The sequence below is a fragment of the Streptomyces zhihengii genome (assembly GCF_016919245.1).
GTDB classification, from domain to species: Bacteria; Actinomycetota; Actinomycetes; order Streptomycetales; family Streptomycetaceae; genus Streptomyces; species Streptomyces zhihengii.
This window is the reverse complement of sequence record NZ_JAFEJA010000001.1, coordinates 6417501-6431993: the sequence shown is the minus strand read 5'-3', so window position 1 is coordinate 6431993 and position 14493 is coordinate 6417501. Positions and strand designations below refer to the sequence as shown.

Here is a 14493-nt window from a genome sequence, read left to right as displayed (position 1 = left end):
ATCCGAAGCGCCGGATCCGGCCGCGCGCCGGGCGGCTGCGCGGCCGGGACCGGGCGCCGGGACCGGGCGGCTGCGCGGCCGGGCGGCGGGGGCTACGCGTCGGCGCGGGCCGCGGCCAGCAGTTCCTCCGCGTGCGCCCGGGCCGTCTCGGAGTCCTCCTGGCCGGCCAGCATCCGGGACAGCTCCCGCACCCGGTCCTCGCCCTCCAGCACGGTCACCCCGGACCGGGTCACCGAGCCGTCGTCGGTCTTCTCCACCAGGAGCTGACGGTCCGCGAACGCGGCCACCTGGGGCAGGTGGGTGACCACCACGACCTGTGCCGACCTGGCCAGCTTCGCCAGCCGCCGGCCGATCTCGACCGCGGCCCGGCCGCCGACACCGGCGTCGACCTCGTCGAAGAGGTACGTCGGCACCGGGTCGGTCCCGGCGAAGACCACCTCGACCGCCAGCATCACCCGGGACAGCTCACCGCCCGAGGCGCCCTTGGCGATGGGCCGCGGCGGCGCCCCCGGGTGCGGGGCGAGCAGCAGTTCCACCTCGTCGACGCCGTGCGGGCCGTAGGCGACCGTCCGGCCGCCGACCTCGACGCCCTCCGGGTCCTCGGTCTGGCGCACCGAGAACGAGACCCGGGCGTGCGGCATGGCGAGGGAGGCGAGCTCCTCGGTCACCGCGTCCGCGAACCGGTCCGCCGCCTCGGTGCGGGCGTCCGTCAGCGCCTGCGCCAGCCCGGCGAGTTCGCCCCGCAGGGTGTCCCGCTCCGCGGTCAGCTCCCCGATGCGCTCGTCGTCGCCGTCCAGCTCGGTGAGCCGGGCGGCGCTCTCCTCGGCCCAGGCGAGCACGGCCGCGATGTCCGCCCCGTACTTGCGGGTCAGACCCGTCAGCGCGGCCCGCCGCTCCTCGACGGCGGCCAGCCGCAGCGGATCGGCGTCCAGGTCGTCGGCGTACCCGGCCAGTTCGCCCGCCACGTCGCCGAGCAGGATGGAGATCTCGCCCATCCGGTCGGCGAGCGTCGCGAGCGACTGGTCGTGGGAGCGCACCGCGTCCAGCGCGCGCCCCGCGCCGGCGACCAGGGTGGTCGCGTCGACGGCTTCGAGGTCCTCCGGATTGCCGGCGAGCGCGGCATGGGCGACGGACGCGGCGGACGCCAGCGCCTCGGCGTGGCCGAGCCGCTCCGCCTCTGCGGCCAGCTCGACGTCCTCGCCGGGCCGCGGCTCGACGGCCGCGATCTCGTCGAGGCCGAAGCGCAGCAGATCCGCCTCCTGGGCCCGCTCGCGGGCACGGGTGGTCAGCTCCTCCACCTCGGCCGACACCGCGCGCAGCCGCCGGTAGGCGGCGGCGTACCCGGTGTGCGGGCCCGCGACGGCGGCGCCCGCGTAGCGGTCCAGCGCCTCGCGCTGGCGGGCGGCCCGCAGCAGGCCCTGCTGGTCGGTCTGGCCGTGCACGGCGACGAGTTCGTCCGCCAGCTCCGACAGCACGCCCACGGGCACCGACCGCCCGCCGAGGTGGGCGCGCGAGCGCCCCTCGGCCGACACCGTCCGGCTGACGAGCAGCGTGCCGTCCTCGAGCTCGGCCCCGGCCTCCTCGGCGCGCAGCGCGGCCGGGGAGCCGGCGGGCACCCTGACCCGCCCCTCCACCACCGCCGCCTTGGCGCCGATCCGCACCAGGGCCGGGTCGGCACGTCCGCCGAGCAGCAGCCCCAGGCTGGTCACGACCATCGTCTTGCCCGCGCCCGTCTCACCGGTCACCGCGGTGAACCCGGGCGACAGCTCGACGACCGCGTCGTCGATGACTCCGAGCGACCGTATCCGCATCTCCTCCAACACGGACACGACCTTACGAGGTCCGGGGCCCGCCGCGCGACGGACCCCGGCCCCGCGTTCACTCTCCCGAGGGGCTCTTCGCCGCTCTCAGTGCGGCGCGCCGCGCCAACCCGACACCGGCAGCGCGAACTTGGCCACCAGACGGTCGGTGAACGACGCGTGGTGCAGCCGTGCCAGGCGGACCGGCACGGCGCCCCGTCTGACCACCACCCGCGCGCCGGACGGCAGCTCCACGGTCCGGCGGCCGTCGCACCACAGCACACCGTGCGGCGTGTGCGGCTGCACCTCCACGGCCAGGGTGGACGTCGGCGAGGTCACCAGCGGCTTGGCGAACAGGGCGTGGGCGCTGATCGGCACCATCAGCAGCGCCTCCACCTCGGGCCACACCACCGGTCCCCCGGCGGAGAAGGCGTACGCCGTCGAACCGGTCGGTGTCGCGCAGACGATGCCGTCGCAGCCGAACGCGGTCACCGGGCGGCCGTCGATCTCCAGCACGACCTCCAGGATGCGCTCCGGCGACACCTTCTGGACGGCGGCCTCGTTCAGCGCCCAGTCGCGGTGCACGATGTCGCCGTTGCTGTGCACGACCACGTCGAGGGTCATCCGCTCCTCGACCTCGTAGGCACGGCTGACGACCCGGTCGACGACCTTGTCGAGGTCGTCCCGCTCCGCCTCGGCGAGGAAGCCCACCCGGCCCAGGTTGACGCCGAGCATCGGCACACCGGAGGCGCGGGAGAACTCGGCGCCGCGCAGCAGCGTCCCGTCGCCGCCGAGCACGATCAGCAGCTCGCAGCCGTCGAGCACGTCCGGCGCCCCGTCGGGCACGGTCTCGACGGCGGCCGGCAGCGGCAGGTCGGCCGCCTCGGCCTCCAGCACGCGCACGCCGAGGCCGCTGCGCAGCAGCCCCTGGACGACGCGTTCGGCGCTGCGGATCGCCGCGGGGCGTCCGGTGTGGGCGAGCAGGAAGACCGTGCGCGCCGCTTTCGTCGTGGTCGTTGCTGTGGTTGCTGCTGTCTCGGTCAACGAGGTCCCTCCGCCACTGCGCGGTCGACGTCCGCGGGGTCGAGTCCGGGCGCACCCGCCCGGAGCCACAGAAAGTATTCGACGTTGCCCGAGGGGCCCGGCAGCGGGCTGGCGGTGACCCCCCGGACCCCCAGGCCCAGCTCGGCGGCCCGGCCCGCGACCGCCCTCACGGCGTCGGCCCGCAGCTCGGGGCTGCGGACGACACCGCCGCTGCCGAGGCGTTCCCTGCCCACCTCGAACTGCGGCTTCACCATCAGCACGAGGTCCGCGCCGGGCGCCGAGCAGCGCACCATCGCCGGCAGCACCAGGCCGAGCGGGATGAAGGACAGATCGCCCACCACCAGGTCCACCGGCACCCCGTCGATCGTCTCCAACGTCATCTCCCGCACATTGGTACGGTCCTTGACGGTCACGCGTTCATCGCTCTGGAGCGACCAGGCGAGCTGCCCGTAGCCGACGTCGACGGCGACCACGTGGGCGGCGCCGGCGCGCAGCAGCACATCGGTGAAGCCGCCCGTCGAGGCGCCCGCGTCCAGCGCCCGGCGGCCCGTGACCTCCAGCCCCAGCGGCACGAAGGCGGCCAGCGCGCCGGCCAGCTTGTGGCCGCCGCGCGAGACGTAGTCGGGGTCGCTGTCGTCGGCCGAGACCACGAGCGCGGCGCTCGTCTCGACCTGGGTGGCGGACTTCGTCGCGGTGTTGCCGCCGACGGTGACGCGGCCCGCGGCGATGAGCTGGGCCGCGTGCTCCCGCGAACGCGCCAGTTTGCGGCGTACCAGTTCGGCGTCGAGACGGCGGCGGGCGACTCCTGCCACGGTGGGTTCAGCTCCTGTGGTCGTGCGACGGGTGCGGGGGCCGCGGACCCGGACGGGTGTCGAGCGCGGTCAGCGCGTCCCGCAGGCCCCGGTGTACATCCTCGTACACCTCGCTGTGGCCGTCGGCGGCGAGGTGGTCCACATCGGCGAGCCGCTCCAGCAGCGCGTCGACCTCCGGGTGGTGGGTGGGCACCCGCTCGACGCCGAGCGGCGCCGGCCCGGCGGGTTCGCGGGCCGCCGTCCCGTCCCCGGCCCCGGCCGCGGTCCGGGCGGGCGGCCCCGGCAGCGCTTCGTCACTCATGCCCAGACGCTACCGCGAAGCCCTGCGGTACCGTCGGTCACGATGGCCACGACGCAGGAGTGCCGCAGCGCACTCGACACCCTCTCCGGCAATCTGGCGAAGGCGGACGGCGACGTCCGCTCGGCGACGGCGCTGGACCGCTCCCTGAGCTGCCACGTCACCGACCTGGACACCACCTTCGCCGGCCGGCTCCACCAGAGCCGGATCGACGTCACCGACACCTACGAAGGACCGCCCCGCGACAAGGCGGAGATCCGCCTCGCGATGACCGGCGACGACCTGGTGGCCATGGTCGGCGGCGAGCTGAACTTCGCCCGGGCCTGGGCCTCGGGCCGGGTCCGCCTGGAGGCCGGCTTCCGCGACCTGATGCGGCTGCGCTCCCTGCTGTGACCCGGCGGGGCCGCGCTCAGCGCGCGGCGGCCTGACGGGGCGCCCGCGCGCGGGCGAACGGCACCACCAGGGGGGTGCCCGACTCCGGGTCCTCGATGACCCGGCTGCGCACCCCGAAGACCTCCTCGACCAGCTCGGCGGTGACCACGTCGGCGGGCGCGCCCTCGGCCACGACCTTCCCCTCGCGCAGCGCGACGAGGTGGGTGGCGTACCGGGCCGCCTGGTTGAGGTCGTGGAGCACGGCGACCAGGGTGCGGCCCTGCGTCTCGTGCAGTTCGGCGCAGAGGTCGAGGACCTCCAGCTGGTGCTGGATGTCGAGGAAGGTCGTCGGCTCGTCCAGCAGCAGCAGCGGGGTCTGCTGCGCCAGCGCCATCGCGATCCACACCCGCTGGCGCTGGCCGCCGGACAGTTCGTCGACGTACCGGTCGCCCAGCGTCCCGACGCCCGTCGCGGCCATGGACTCCTGCACGATCCGCTCGTCCTCGGGCGACCACTGCCGCAGCAGGCCCTGGTGCGGGTAGCGGCCGCGGCCGACGAGGTCCGCCACGGTGATGCCGTCCGGCGCGATCGACGACTGCGGCAGCAGCCCGAGCGTCCTGGCGACCTTCTTCGCGGGCAGCGAGTGGATCGACTGCCCGTCGAGCAGCACCCGGCCGACGGACGGCTTCAGCATCCGGGACAGGGCGCGCAGCAGCGTGGACTTGCCGCAGGCGTTCGGCCCGACGATGACCGTGAAGGAGTTGTCGGGGATCTCCACCGAGAGGTTCTCGGCGATGACCCGCTGGTCGTAGGCGAGGGTGACCTCTTCCGCGGTGAGGCGCTGCATGCTGGTCGTACTCCTGGGGTGCCGTGACGGGGTCGGGGCGTTCGGTTCCTTGCGGGCGGTCATATCCGGCCGGCCCTGCGTTCGGTGACGAGCAGCCAGAGCAGGTAGCAGCCGCCCAGCACACCGGTCACCACGCCGACGGGGAGCTGCCGGCCGGGGAAGGCCGCGGTCGCGACCCAGTCGGCCACGAGCAGCAGGGCCGCGCCCATGAGCGAGGCGGCGACCAGGTTGGGCCCGGGCGAGCGGGTCAGCCGGCGCGCGAGCTGCGGAGCGCTGAGCGCGACGAAGGCGATCGGCCCGGCCGCCGCGGTGGCCACCGCGATGAACAGCACGCCGCAGGTCATCAGCACCACCCGGGTGCGCTCGACCGGCACCCCCAGCGAGTACGCCGAGTCGTCGCCCATCTCCAGCATCCGCAGCGGCCTGCCGTGGGCGAACACCACGGGCATGAGCACCGCGCACAGCAGCGCCAGCGGCCCGACCTGGGCCCAGTCGCGCCCGTCGAGGGAACCGGTCATCCACAGCGTGGCCCGGGTGGCGTCGACGAGGTTGGCCTTGGTGATCAGGAAGTGGATGACCGCGGTCAGCACGGCGGCGACGCCGATGCCGACGAGCACCAGCCGGAAGCCCTGCACCCCCCGCTTCCACGCCAGCGCGTAGACCAGGACACCGGTCAGCAGCCCGCCGGCCACCGCACCCCCCGACACCGCCAGGGTGTCGCCGCCGAAGAGCACGATCACGGTGAGCGCGCCGACGGTGGAGCCGTGGCCGAAACCGATGACGTCGGGGCTGCCGAGCGGATTGCGGGACAGCGACTGGAAGATCGCCCCGCTGAGCGCGAGCGAGGCCCCCACCAGGACGGCCACCAGGGCCCGCGGCAGCCGCAGGTCGTGGACGATGAACTCCTGCGCCGCGGTCCCGTTGCCCAGCAGCGTCGAGACGACGTCGCCGAAGGACATGGGGAAGTCGCCCGTCCCGATGAGCACCACGGCGACCGCGAACGCGGCGGCGGCCAGCAGGACGCAGACGAGCGCCGCGCGCGGGTCCACCCGCAGCGAGAGACCGCCGGGCACGCGGACGGCCTTCGGCGCCCCGGCGGACGACGGCCGCGCGGAGCCCTTCGCGGCGGGGGCGGCCGGGGCCTGTTCGGCGGTGGTGTGCGGGGCCGTCACAGCTGGGCCATCCTCTTGCGGCGGACGAGTTGGATGAAGACCGGCCCGCCGACGACCGCGGTCACGATGCCGACCTGGAGTTCGGAGGGGCGGGTGACGATCCGGCCGATCACGTCCGCGCCGAGCAGCAGGACGGGGGCGAGGACCGCGCAGTACGGCAGGATCCAGCGCATGTCGGGCCCGGTGAACGAGCGCACGACGTGCGGGATCATCAGCCCCACGAAGACGATCGGCCCGCAGGCGGCGGTCGCCGCCCCGCACAGCAGGGTGACGGCGATCATCGCGAGGATCCGGGTGCGGTTCAGATGGGCGCCGAGCGCGCGGGCCGTGTCGTCGCCCATCTCCATCGCGTTCAGCGGCCGCGCCAGCAGCAGCGCCAGCAGCAGGCCGGTGCCGATGAACGGGGCGACCTTGGTGATGGTGTCCATGCTCGCCGAGGAGAGCGAGCCGACCGTCCAGAACCGCAGGCGCTCCAGCGCGGCGGCGTCCAGGAGCTGCACGGCGTTGATGTAGCCGTACAGCGCCGCGCTCGCGGCCGTGCCGGCCAGCGCCAGGCGCACCGGGGTGGCGCTGCGGCTGCCGCCGAGCACGTACACGGCCGCCGAGACGGCGGCGGCGCCGAGGAACGCGAACCAGACGTAGCCGGAGAGCGAGGTGACGCCGAAGAAGCTGATGCCGCTGACGACGGCCGCCGCGGCGCCCGCGTTGATGCCCAGCAGACCGGGCTCGGCGAGCGGATTGCGGGTCAGCGCCTGCATCACGGCCCCCGACAGCCCGAGCGCGGCGCCGACGAGCAGACCGAGCAGCGTCCGGGGCACCCGCAGATCACGGATGACCACGTCGTTGCCGGTCCCGGTGTTGTGGAACAGCCCGTCCCACACATCGGAGACCGGCACCGGTTTGGCGCCCACGGCGATGCTCGCGACGCAGACCAGCAGCAGGACGCCGACGGCCACCAGCAGCCCCAGCGCACGCAGGGCGTGACGCCGGGGGGAAGCCGGGGCGGCGGATATCGGCTCCGCGCTCGTTTTCGAGGGACTGTCGACCAACACGCAGTTAGGTTAACCTAACCTGCCCCCCGCGCCGATTCCCGGCCCCGGCCCGGCTTCACCTCACAGGCCCAGCCTGGCCAGCACCTTCGCCGCGTCGAGGTCGCAGACACCCTCGCCCGCGTACGACCAGGCCGCCCCGCACAGCGCCCGCAGACCGTCCAGCGGAGCGCCGTCGCCCTCGCCCTCCAGCACCAGCTCCCCGCCGCGCACCGCCGCCCGCCAGCCACCGCAGCGGAACTCCCCCTCCACCGCGGCCACTTCGGGCTGCGGCACCAGCAGACCGCGCAGATCCGCGTCCACGTACGTCGGCCGGTGACGCGGTTCGGCCGCCAGCAGCCCGGCCGCGTCCGTCACCCCGGTCAGCACGAGCAGCGAGTCCACCTCCCCGTTGAACGCGCCCTCGATGTCCGTGTCCAGCCGGTCCCCCACCACCAGCGGCCGCTGCGCGCCCGTCCGCAGGATCGTCTCCCGGTGCATCGGCGGCAGCGGCTTGCCCGCGACCTGCGGCTCGCCCCCGGTCGCGATCCGCACGACCTCCACCGCGGCCCCGTTGCCCGGCGCGATGCCCCGCGCACCCGGGATCGTCAGATCCGTGTTGGACGCGAACCACGGCACACCGCGCGCGATCGCGTAGCAGGCCTCCGCGAACCGGCCCCACGCCAGCTCGGGCCCGCCGTAGCCCTGCACCACGGCGACCGGCTCGTCGTCCGCCGACTCCACCGGCACCAGACCCCGTTCGCGCAGCGCGACCTTCAGCCCCTCGCCGCCGACGACCAGCACCCGCGACCCGCCCGGCACCTGCTCGGAGATCAGCCGGGCCACCGCCTGCGCGGAGGTGATGACGTCCTCCGCGACGGCCGGCACACCGAGCTCGGTCAGATGCGCCGCCACACTCTCCGGCGTGCGCAGCGCGTTGTTCGTCACATAGGCCAGGTGCATCCCCTGCCTGCGGGCCGCGCCCAGCGACGGCACCGCGTGCGCGATCGCCTCCCCGCCCGCGTAGACGACACCGTCCAGATCGAGCAGGGCCGTGTCGTACGCCTCGGCCGGCGCGGTCGTGCTTCCGCCCGGCATGGTCCTGCCCCGCTGGCTCATCCGTGTCCGCTCCTCGTCGTCCGTCGGTCCTCTCCCCCGATCATCGCTCATCGCCCCCACGCGCATACGATGCCCTGATGAACACCGACGGTCCTGCGGCCAATGGCGGCCTGCACCTGATCCCGTTCCGCGGACTGCGCTACGTCCCCGAGCGGGTGGGCAGCCTCGCCGCCGTGACCTCACCGCCGTACGACGTGGTCGTGCGCCCCGACGGCCTGCACCACCTGGAGTCGGCGGACCCGCACAACATCGTCCGGCTCATCCTGCCGCAGGCCGCCACCCCCGACGCCCGCCACCGGCAGGCGGCCGACACCCTCGGCCGCTGGCTCGCCGAGGGCGTCCTCGCGCCCGACCCGGAACCGGCCCTGTACGTGTACGAGCAGCGCCGCGGCGACCTCCTGCAGCGCGGGATCATCGGCGCCCTCGCCCTGTCCGAGCCGTCCGACGGCATCGTGCTCCCCCACGAAGGGGTGATGCCGGACATCGTCGCGGACCGCGCCGCCCTGATGCGGAGCACCGCCGCCAACCTCGAACCACTGCTCCTCACCTACCGGGGCGACGACGTCCCCGGCGCGGCCACGACCGCCGTCGAACGCGCCGCCGCCCGCCCGCCGCTGCTCGCCACCACCACCGAGGACGGCTTCGAGCACCGGCTCTGGTCGCTCACCGACCCGGCCGAGACGGCCGCCGTCCGCGCGGACCTGAGCAGGCATCAGGCCCTGATCGCCGACGGCCACCACCGGTGGGCCACCTACCTCCGGCTGCGCGCCGAGCACCCCGCGCCCGGCCCCTGGGACTACGGCCTGGTGCTGCTGATCGACACGGCCCGCCACCCCCTCCAGGTGCGCGCCATCCACCGGCTGCTGCGCGGCCTCCCCCTCGCCGACGCGCTCACCGCGCTCGACGGCTCCTTCCGTGTCCGCACCCTCGCCACGGACCTGCCGGGGGCCCTGGACGACCTGGCGGAGGCGGCGGCCGCGTCCAACGCCTTCCTCCTCGCCGGAGACGGCCGCTTCCACCTCGTCGACCGGCCGGACGCCGCGCTCCTCGCCGACACCGTCCCGCAGGACCCGCCGGCCGCGTGGCGCTCACTGGACGCCACGGTGCTCCACTCGACGATCCTGGACCGCCTGTGGCGCGTCCCGGACGGCCCGGAGCACATCGCCTACATCCACGACACCGAGGCCGCGGTCGCCCAGGCCGAACGCAGCGGCGGCACGGCCGTGCTGATGCACCCGGTGCGCGAGGAGGTCGTGCGCGACCTGGCCCGCGTGGGCGTCACGATGCCGCGCAAGTCGACCTCGTTCGGCCCGAAGCCGGCCACGGGTCTGGTGCTGCGCAGCCTGTCCCTGGGCTGACACCGGGCGGCCCGGTGCACGGCCCGTGCCTGCGCTCGCCCACACCCCCGGGCCCTCAGGGCCGACAACGCCGAAGGGCGGTACCCCGGTTCGGGGTACCGCCCTTCGGTGTGTGCCGTGTCCCGCCCTACTCGGCGGACCTGGCCGGAGCCTCGTCCTCGCCGGACGGCTCGTCCGTGACGTCCTCGGCGGCCGACACCGTGTCCTCGGCGGCGTCCTCGGCCTCGCCGTCACCGGCGGCCTCGTGGCCGGCGTCGAGGTCGCGGTGCTCGTCCTCGTCGCTGTCGTCCATGGCGTCGGTGAACTCCACGCCGTCCATCTCGGCGAGACGGTCGGACGCGTCGGTCGCCCCGTCCTTGTCGGCCTCCAGCGCCTTGGCGAACCACTCCCGCGCCTCGTCCTCGCGGCCGGCGGCCAGCAGCGCGTCGGCGTAGGCGTACCGGAGCCTGGCCGTCCACGGCTGCACGGAGCTCGACGCGAGCTCGGGGCTCTGGAGGGTCACGATGGCCGCGTCGAGCTGCCCCATGTCCCGGCGGGCACCGGCGGCGACCAGCCGCATCTCGACCTGACCGGCCTTGTCGAGCTTCTGCACCTCGGGCTCGCCGGCCATGGCCAGCGCGCGCTCCGGACGTCCGAGCCCGCGCTCGCAGTCGGCCATCACGGGCCACAGCTCCACGGTCCCGGTCATCCGCCGGGCCGCACGGAACTCGGCCAGCGCCTCGGAGTACTTCTGCGTCGCGTACGCGGCGAAGCCGGCCGCCTCGCGCACCGCGGCGACGCGGGACGCCAGCCGCAGGGCGACCCTGGAGTACGCGTACGCCCGCTCGGGCTCCTCGTCGATCAGGTTGGCGACCATGACGAGGTTGCGCGCGACGTCCTCGGCGAGGCCCTTCGGCAGGCTCTGGAGCTCCTGCCGCACGTCCTTGTCGATCTCGTCGCCCGTGACGTCGTCCGGGATGGGCAGGCGCTTGATCGGCTCGCGGTCGGGACGCTCGCGGTCGTCACGGCGTCCGTAGCCGCCACCACCGGAGCGGTCGTCACGACGCGGGCCGCCACGGAAGCCGCCCCGATCGTCGCGTCCGCCGCGGTAGCCGCCGCGCTCGTCGTCACGGCGCCCGTGGACGCCGCCACCGCCCTGGCCGCCACGGTCGTCACGACGGAAGCCGCCACCACCCTGACCACCGCGGTCGTCACGGCGCGGGCCGCGGTCGCGGTCGTCACGGGGGCCACGGAAGCCACCACGGTCGTCGCCGCGGTCGTCACGGCGGAAGCCGCCGCCGCCCTGACCACCACGGTCGTCACGACGGAAGCCACCGCCGCCCTGACCACCACGGTCGTCGCGGCGGAAACCGCCACCACCCTGACCACCACGGTCGTCACGGCGCGGGCCGCGGTCGCGGTCGTCGCGCGGGCCGCGGAAGCCACCACGGTCGTCCTCACGGCGGGGGCCGCGATCGCGGTCGTCACGGGGGAAGCGCCCACCCCGGTCGTCACCACGGTCGTCACGGCGGAAACCGCCACCACCCTGGCCACCACGGTCGTCACGACGGAAACCGCCGCCGCCCTGACCGCCGCGGTCGTCACGGCCGCCGTAGCCACCGCCACCGCCGGGACGCGAGCCGTAACCGCCACCGCCACCGGGACGACCACCACGGTCGTCACGCGGGCCGCGGAAGCCACCACGGTCGTCGTCACGGCGCCCGTAGCCGCCGCCACCGCCCTGGCCGCCGCGGTCGTCGCGTCCACCGCGGTCGTCGCGACGGAAGCCGCCACCGCCGCCGGGACGACCACCACGGTCGTCACGGCCGCCGTAGCCACCGCCACCGCCGGGACGCGAGCCGTAACCGCCACCACCGCCGGGACGACCACCACGGTCGTCACGCGGACCACGGAAGCCACCACGGTCGTCCTCACGACGAGGGCCGCGGTCACGGTCGTCACGGGGGAAGCGCCCACCCCGGTCGTCACCACGGTCGTCACGGCGGAAACCGCCACCACCCTGACCACCGCGGTCGTCACGACGGAAACCGCCACCACCCTGACCGCCACGGTCGTCACGGCCGCCGTAGCCACCGCCACCGCCGGGACGCGAGCCGTAACCGCCACCACCACCGGGACGACCACCACGGTCGTCGCGCGGGCCGCGGAAGCCACCACGGTCGTCCTCACGACGAGGACCGCGGTCACGATCGCGGTCGTCGCGGCGCCCGTAGCCGCCGGCACCGCCGGAGCCACCGGGGCGGCCACCGCGATCGTCGCGGGAGCCGCGGTAACCGCCGCGGTCACCGCGGTCGTCGTCACGGCGGGGCCCACGGTCACGATCGTCACGACCGCCGCGGAATCCGCCCCTGTCACCACCGTCCCTACGACGCGGCTCGCGGTCCGGACGGTCGTCGGAAGAGTTGGGGGACATCGGCGTGACTCCTGTCATCGGGTACCACAGACATTCTCGCGCAGTCGACCAACCGACGCGCTGCGGCAAAGCATTCAGAAAAGCAAAAAGGACCCTTGGTCCAGCGTGAACGCTGGACCAAGGGTCCTTGAAAGATTGTTCGGCGGCGTCCTACTCTCCCACAGGGTCCCCCCTGCAGTACCATCGGCGCTGAAAGGCTTAGCTTCCGGGTTCGGAATGTAACCGGGCGTTTCCCTAACGCTATGACCACCGAAACTCTATCGGGCCGCCCCGCGGAACGGGGCATCGGCACTTAGCGAACAAGCACACTCTTCAGTTTATGAAAGTGGAACTGGTTCAACCGGTGCGACTGTTCGCAACCCGGGAACCACACAGTGGACGCGAGCAAATGAGGACAAGCCCTCGGCCTATTAGTACCGGTCAACTCCACCAGTTACCTGGCTTCCATATCCGGCCTATCAACCCAGTCGTCTACTGGGAGCCTTACCCTCTCAAGGAGGTGGGAGTCCTCATCTCGAAGCAGGCTTCCCGCTTAGATGCTTTCAGCGGTTATCCTTTCCGAACGTAGCCAACCAGCCATGCCCTTGGCAGGACAACTGGCACACCAGAGGTTCGTCCGTCCCGGTCCTCTCGTACTAGGGACAGCCCTTCTCAAGACTCCTACGCGCACAGCGGATAGGGACCGAACTGTCTCACGACGTTCTAAACCCAGCTCGCGTACCGCTTTAATGGGCGAACAGCCCAACCCTTGGGACCGACTCCAGCCCCAGGATGCGACGAGCCGACATCGAGGTGCCAAACCATCCCGTCGATATGGACTCTTGGGGAAGATCAGCCTGTTATCCCCGGGGTACCTTTTATCCGTTGAGCGACGGCGCTTCCACAAGCCACCGCCGGATCACTAGTCCCGACTTTCGTCCCTGCTCGACCCGTCGGTCTCACAGTCAAGCTCCCTTGTGCACTTACACTCAACACCTGATTGCCAACCAGGCTGAGGGAACCTTTGGGCGCCTCCGTTACCCTTTGGGAGGCAACCGCCCCAGTTAAACTACCCATCAGACACTGTCCCTGATCCGGATCACGGACCCAGGTTAGACATCCAGCACGACCAGAGTGGTATTTCAACGACGACTCCCCCTGAACTGGCGTCCAGAGTTCACAGTCTCCCACCTATCCTACACAAGCCGAACCGAACACCAATATCAAACTGTAGTAAAGGTCCCGGGGTCTTTCCGTCCTGCTGCGCGAAACGAGCATCTTTACTCGTAGTGCAATTTCACCGGGCCTATGGTTGAGACAGTCGAGAAGTCGTTACGCCATTCGTGCAGGTCGGAACTTACCCGACAAGGAATTTCGCTACCTTAGGATGGTTATAGTTACCACCGCCGTTTACTGGCGCTTAAGTTCTCAGCTTCGCCTGGACGAATCCAAGCTAACCGGTCCCCTTAACGTTCCAGCACCGGGCAGGCGTCAGTCCGTATACATCGCCTTACGGCTTCGCACGGACCTGTGTTTTTAGTAAACAGTCGCTTCTCGCTGGTCTCTGCGGCCACCCCCAGCTCACCGAGTAAATCGGATCACCAAGAATGGCCCCCCTTCTCCCGAAGTTACGGGGGCATTTTGCCGAGTTCCTTAACCATAGTTCACCCGAACGCCTCGGTATTCTCTACCTGACCACCTGAGTCGGTTTAGGGTACGGGCCGCCATGAAACTCGCTAGAGGCTTTTCTCGACAGCATAGGATCATCCACTTCACCACAATCGGCTCGGCATCAGGTCTCAGCCTTAATGTGTGACGGATTTGCCTATCACACGGCCTACACCCTTACCCCGGGACAACCACCGCCCGGGCTGGACTACCTTCCTGCGTCACCCCATCGCTTACCTACTACCACCTTGGGTCAGCGGCTCCACCACTCCGACCTCGTCCGAAGACTCAGCCGGCGGCTTCACGGCCTTAGCATTAATGGGCTCGATATTGGGCGTTTCAAAGCGGGTACCGGAATATCAACCGGTTGTCCATCGACTACGCCTGTCGGCCTCGCCTTAGGTCCCGACTTACCCTGGGCAGATCAGCTTGACCCAGGAACCCTTAGTCAATCGGCGCACACGTTTCTCACGTGTGTATCGCTACTCATGCCTGCATTCTCACTCGTGAACCGTCCACAACTCGCTTCCGCGGCTGCTTCACCCGGCACACGACGCTCCCCTACCCATCACAGCACCCGTTGG

12 protein-coding genes and 2 rRNA genes (1 of these 14 cut by a window edge) are annotated in these 14493 nt (G+C 72.2%); 2 read left to right on the top strand and 12 right to left on the bottom strand.

All coding sequences use genetic code 11. The features are described from left to right. Positions 1–92: 92 nt before the first annotated feature. The 4 genes from recN to JE024_RS27390 form a co-directional block, all read right to left on the bottom strand. Positions 93–1811: a DNA repair protein RecN gene (gene recN / locus JE024_RS27405; RefSeq protein WP_205376753.1), complete on the bottom strand. Its 1719-nt coding sequence runs from the start codon at positions 1809–1811 to the stop codon at positions 93–95. Positions 1812–1907: 96 nt separating this feature from the next. After that, on the bottom strand, positions 1908–2843 hold the full coding sequence (locus JE024_RS27400) for an NAD kinase (protein ID WP_205376137.1): 936 nt from the start codon (positions 2841–2843) through the stop codon (positions 1908–1910). Next, positions 2840–3655 (bottom strand): TlyA family RNA methyltransferase, encoded by an 816-nt coding sequence (locus JE024_RS27395; RefSeq protein ID WP_205376136.1) that lies wholly within the window; start codon positions 3653–3655, stop codon positions 2840–2842. The genes JE024_RS27400 and JE024_RS27395 overlap by 4 nt, the downstream gene beginning before the upstream one ends. 7 nt (positions 3656–3662) lie before the next feature. Continuing rightward, entirely contained in the window at positions 3663–3956 is a 294-nt protein-coding gene (locus JE024_RS27390; RefSeq protein ID WP_244883092.1) for a hypothetical protein, read from the bottom strand. 42 nt (positions 3957–3998) lie between these two features. Between JE024_RS27390 and JE024_RS27385 the strand changes: the two genes are divergently transcribed. Then, positions 3999–4346, top strand: coding sequence for an SCP2 sterol-binding domain-containing protein (locus tag JE024_RS27385; protein WP_205376135.1), 348 nt, complete (start codon positions 3999–4001; stop codon positions 4344–4346). A gap of 16 nt (positions 4347–4362) precedes the next feature. On the opposite strand, the gene JE024_RS27380 is transcribed toward JE024_RS27385, so the two are convergent. The 4 genes from JE024_RS27380 to JE024_RS27365 form a co-directional block, all read right to left on the bottom strand. Beyond that, the gene (locus tag JE024_RS27380; protein WP_205376134.1) at positions 4363–5172 is read right to left on the bottom strand and encodes an ABC transporter ATP-binding protein; all 810 of its coding nucleotides are present in this window, start codon (positions 5170–5172) and stop codon (positions 4363–4365) included. A gap of 59 nt (positions 5173–5231) precedes the next feature. Further along, positions 5232–6245 carry a FecCD family ABC transporter permease gene (locus tag JE024_RS27375; protein ID WP_244883236.1) on the bottom strand — a complete coding sequence of 338 codons (1014 nt, stop codon included), beginning with the start codon at positions 6243–6245 and terminating at the stop codon, positions 5232–5234. Positions 6246–6340: 95 nt separating this feature from the next. Then, on the bottom strand, positions 6341–7396 hold the full coding sequence (locus JE024_RS27370; protein ID WP_205376132.1) for a FecCD family ABC transporter permease: 1056 nt from the start codon (positions 7394–7396) through the stop codon (positions 6341–6343). A gap of 60 nt (positions 7397–7456) precedes the next feature. Then, on the bottom strand, positions 7457–8491 hold the full coding sequence (locus tag JE024_RS27365; protein ID WP_205376131.1) for an HAD hydrolase-like protein: 1035 nt from the start codon (positions 8489–8491) through the stop codon (positions 7457–7459). A 77-nt stretch (positions 8492–8568) separates the two neighbouring features. Between JE024_RS27365 and JE024_RS27360 the strand changes: the two genes are divergently transcribed. Then, positions 8569–9849 (top strand): DUF1015 family protein, encoded by a 1281-nt coding sequence (locus JE024_RS27360; RefSeq protein WP_205376130.1) that lies wholly within the window; start codon positions 8569–8571, stop codon positions 9847–9849. 127 nt (positions 9850–9976) lie between these two features. On the opposite strand, the gene JE024_RS27355 is transcribed toward JE024_RS27360, so the two are convergent. The 4 genes from JE024_RS27355 to JE024_RS27345 form a co-directional block, all read right to left on the bottom strand. Next, positions 9977–10768: a tetratricopeptide repeat protein gene (locus JE024_RS27355; protein ID WP_244883091.1), complete on the bottom strand. Its 792-nt coding sequence runs from the start codon at positions 10766–10768 to the stop codon at positions 9977–9979. After that, positions 10690–12177 carry a hypothetical protein gene (locus JE024_RS41255; protein ID WP_244883090.1) on the bottom strand — a complete coding sequence of 496 codons (1488 nt, stop codon included), beginning with the start codon at positions 12175–12177 and terminating at the stop codon, positions 10690–10692. Before JE024_RS41255 ends, JE024_RS27355 begins: the two co-directional genes overlap by 79 nt. A 222-nt stretch (positions 12178–12399) precedes the next feature. Continuing rightward, a 5S ribosomal RNA gene (rrf, locus tag JE024_RS27350) occupies positions 12400–12516 on the bottom strand. 136 nt (positions 12517–12652) lie between these two features. Next, positions 12653–14493: ribosomal RNA gene (locus JE024_RS27345) — 23S ribosomal RNA — on the bottom strand; it runs 1285 nt beyond the window's last position.

Bases quoted from the DNA above. Each gene is read 5' to 3' on its own strand.
- JE024_RS27365 (WP_205376131.1), bottom strand. From the start codon at position 8,491: ATGAGCCAGCGGGGCAGGACCATGCCGGGCGGAAGCACGACCGCGCCG.
- JE024_RS27385 (WP_205376135.1), top strand. From the start codon at position 3,999: ATGGCCACGACGCAGGAGTGCCGCAGCGCACTCGACACCCTCTCCGGC.
- JE024_RS27390 (WP_244883092.1), bottom strand. From the start codon at position 3,956: ATGAGTGACGAAGCGCTGCCGGGGCCGCCCGCCCGGACCGCGGCCGGG.
- JE024_RS27360 (WP_205376130.1), top strand. From the start codon at position 8,569: ATGAACACCGACGGTCCTGCGGCCAATGGCGGCCTGCACCTGATCCCG.
- JE024_RS27380 (WP_205376134.1), bottom strand. From the start codon at position 5,172: ATGCAGCGCCTCACCGCGGAAGAGGTCACCCTCGCCTACGACCAGCGG.
- recN (WP_205376753.1), bottom strand. From the start codon at position 1,811: ATGCGGATACGGTCGCTCGGAGTCATCGACGACGCGGTCGTCGAGCTG.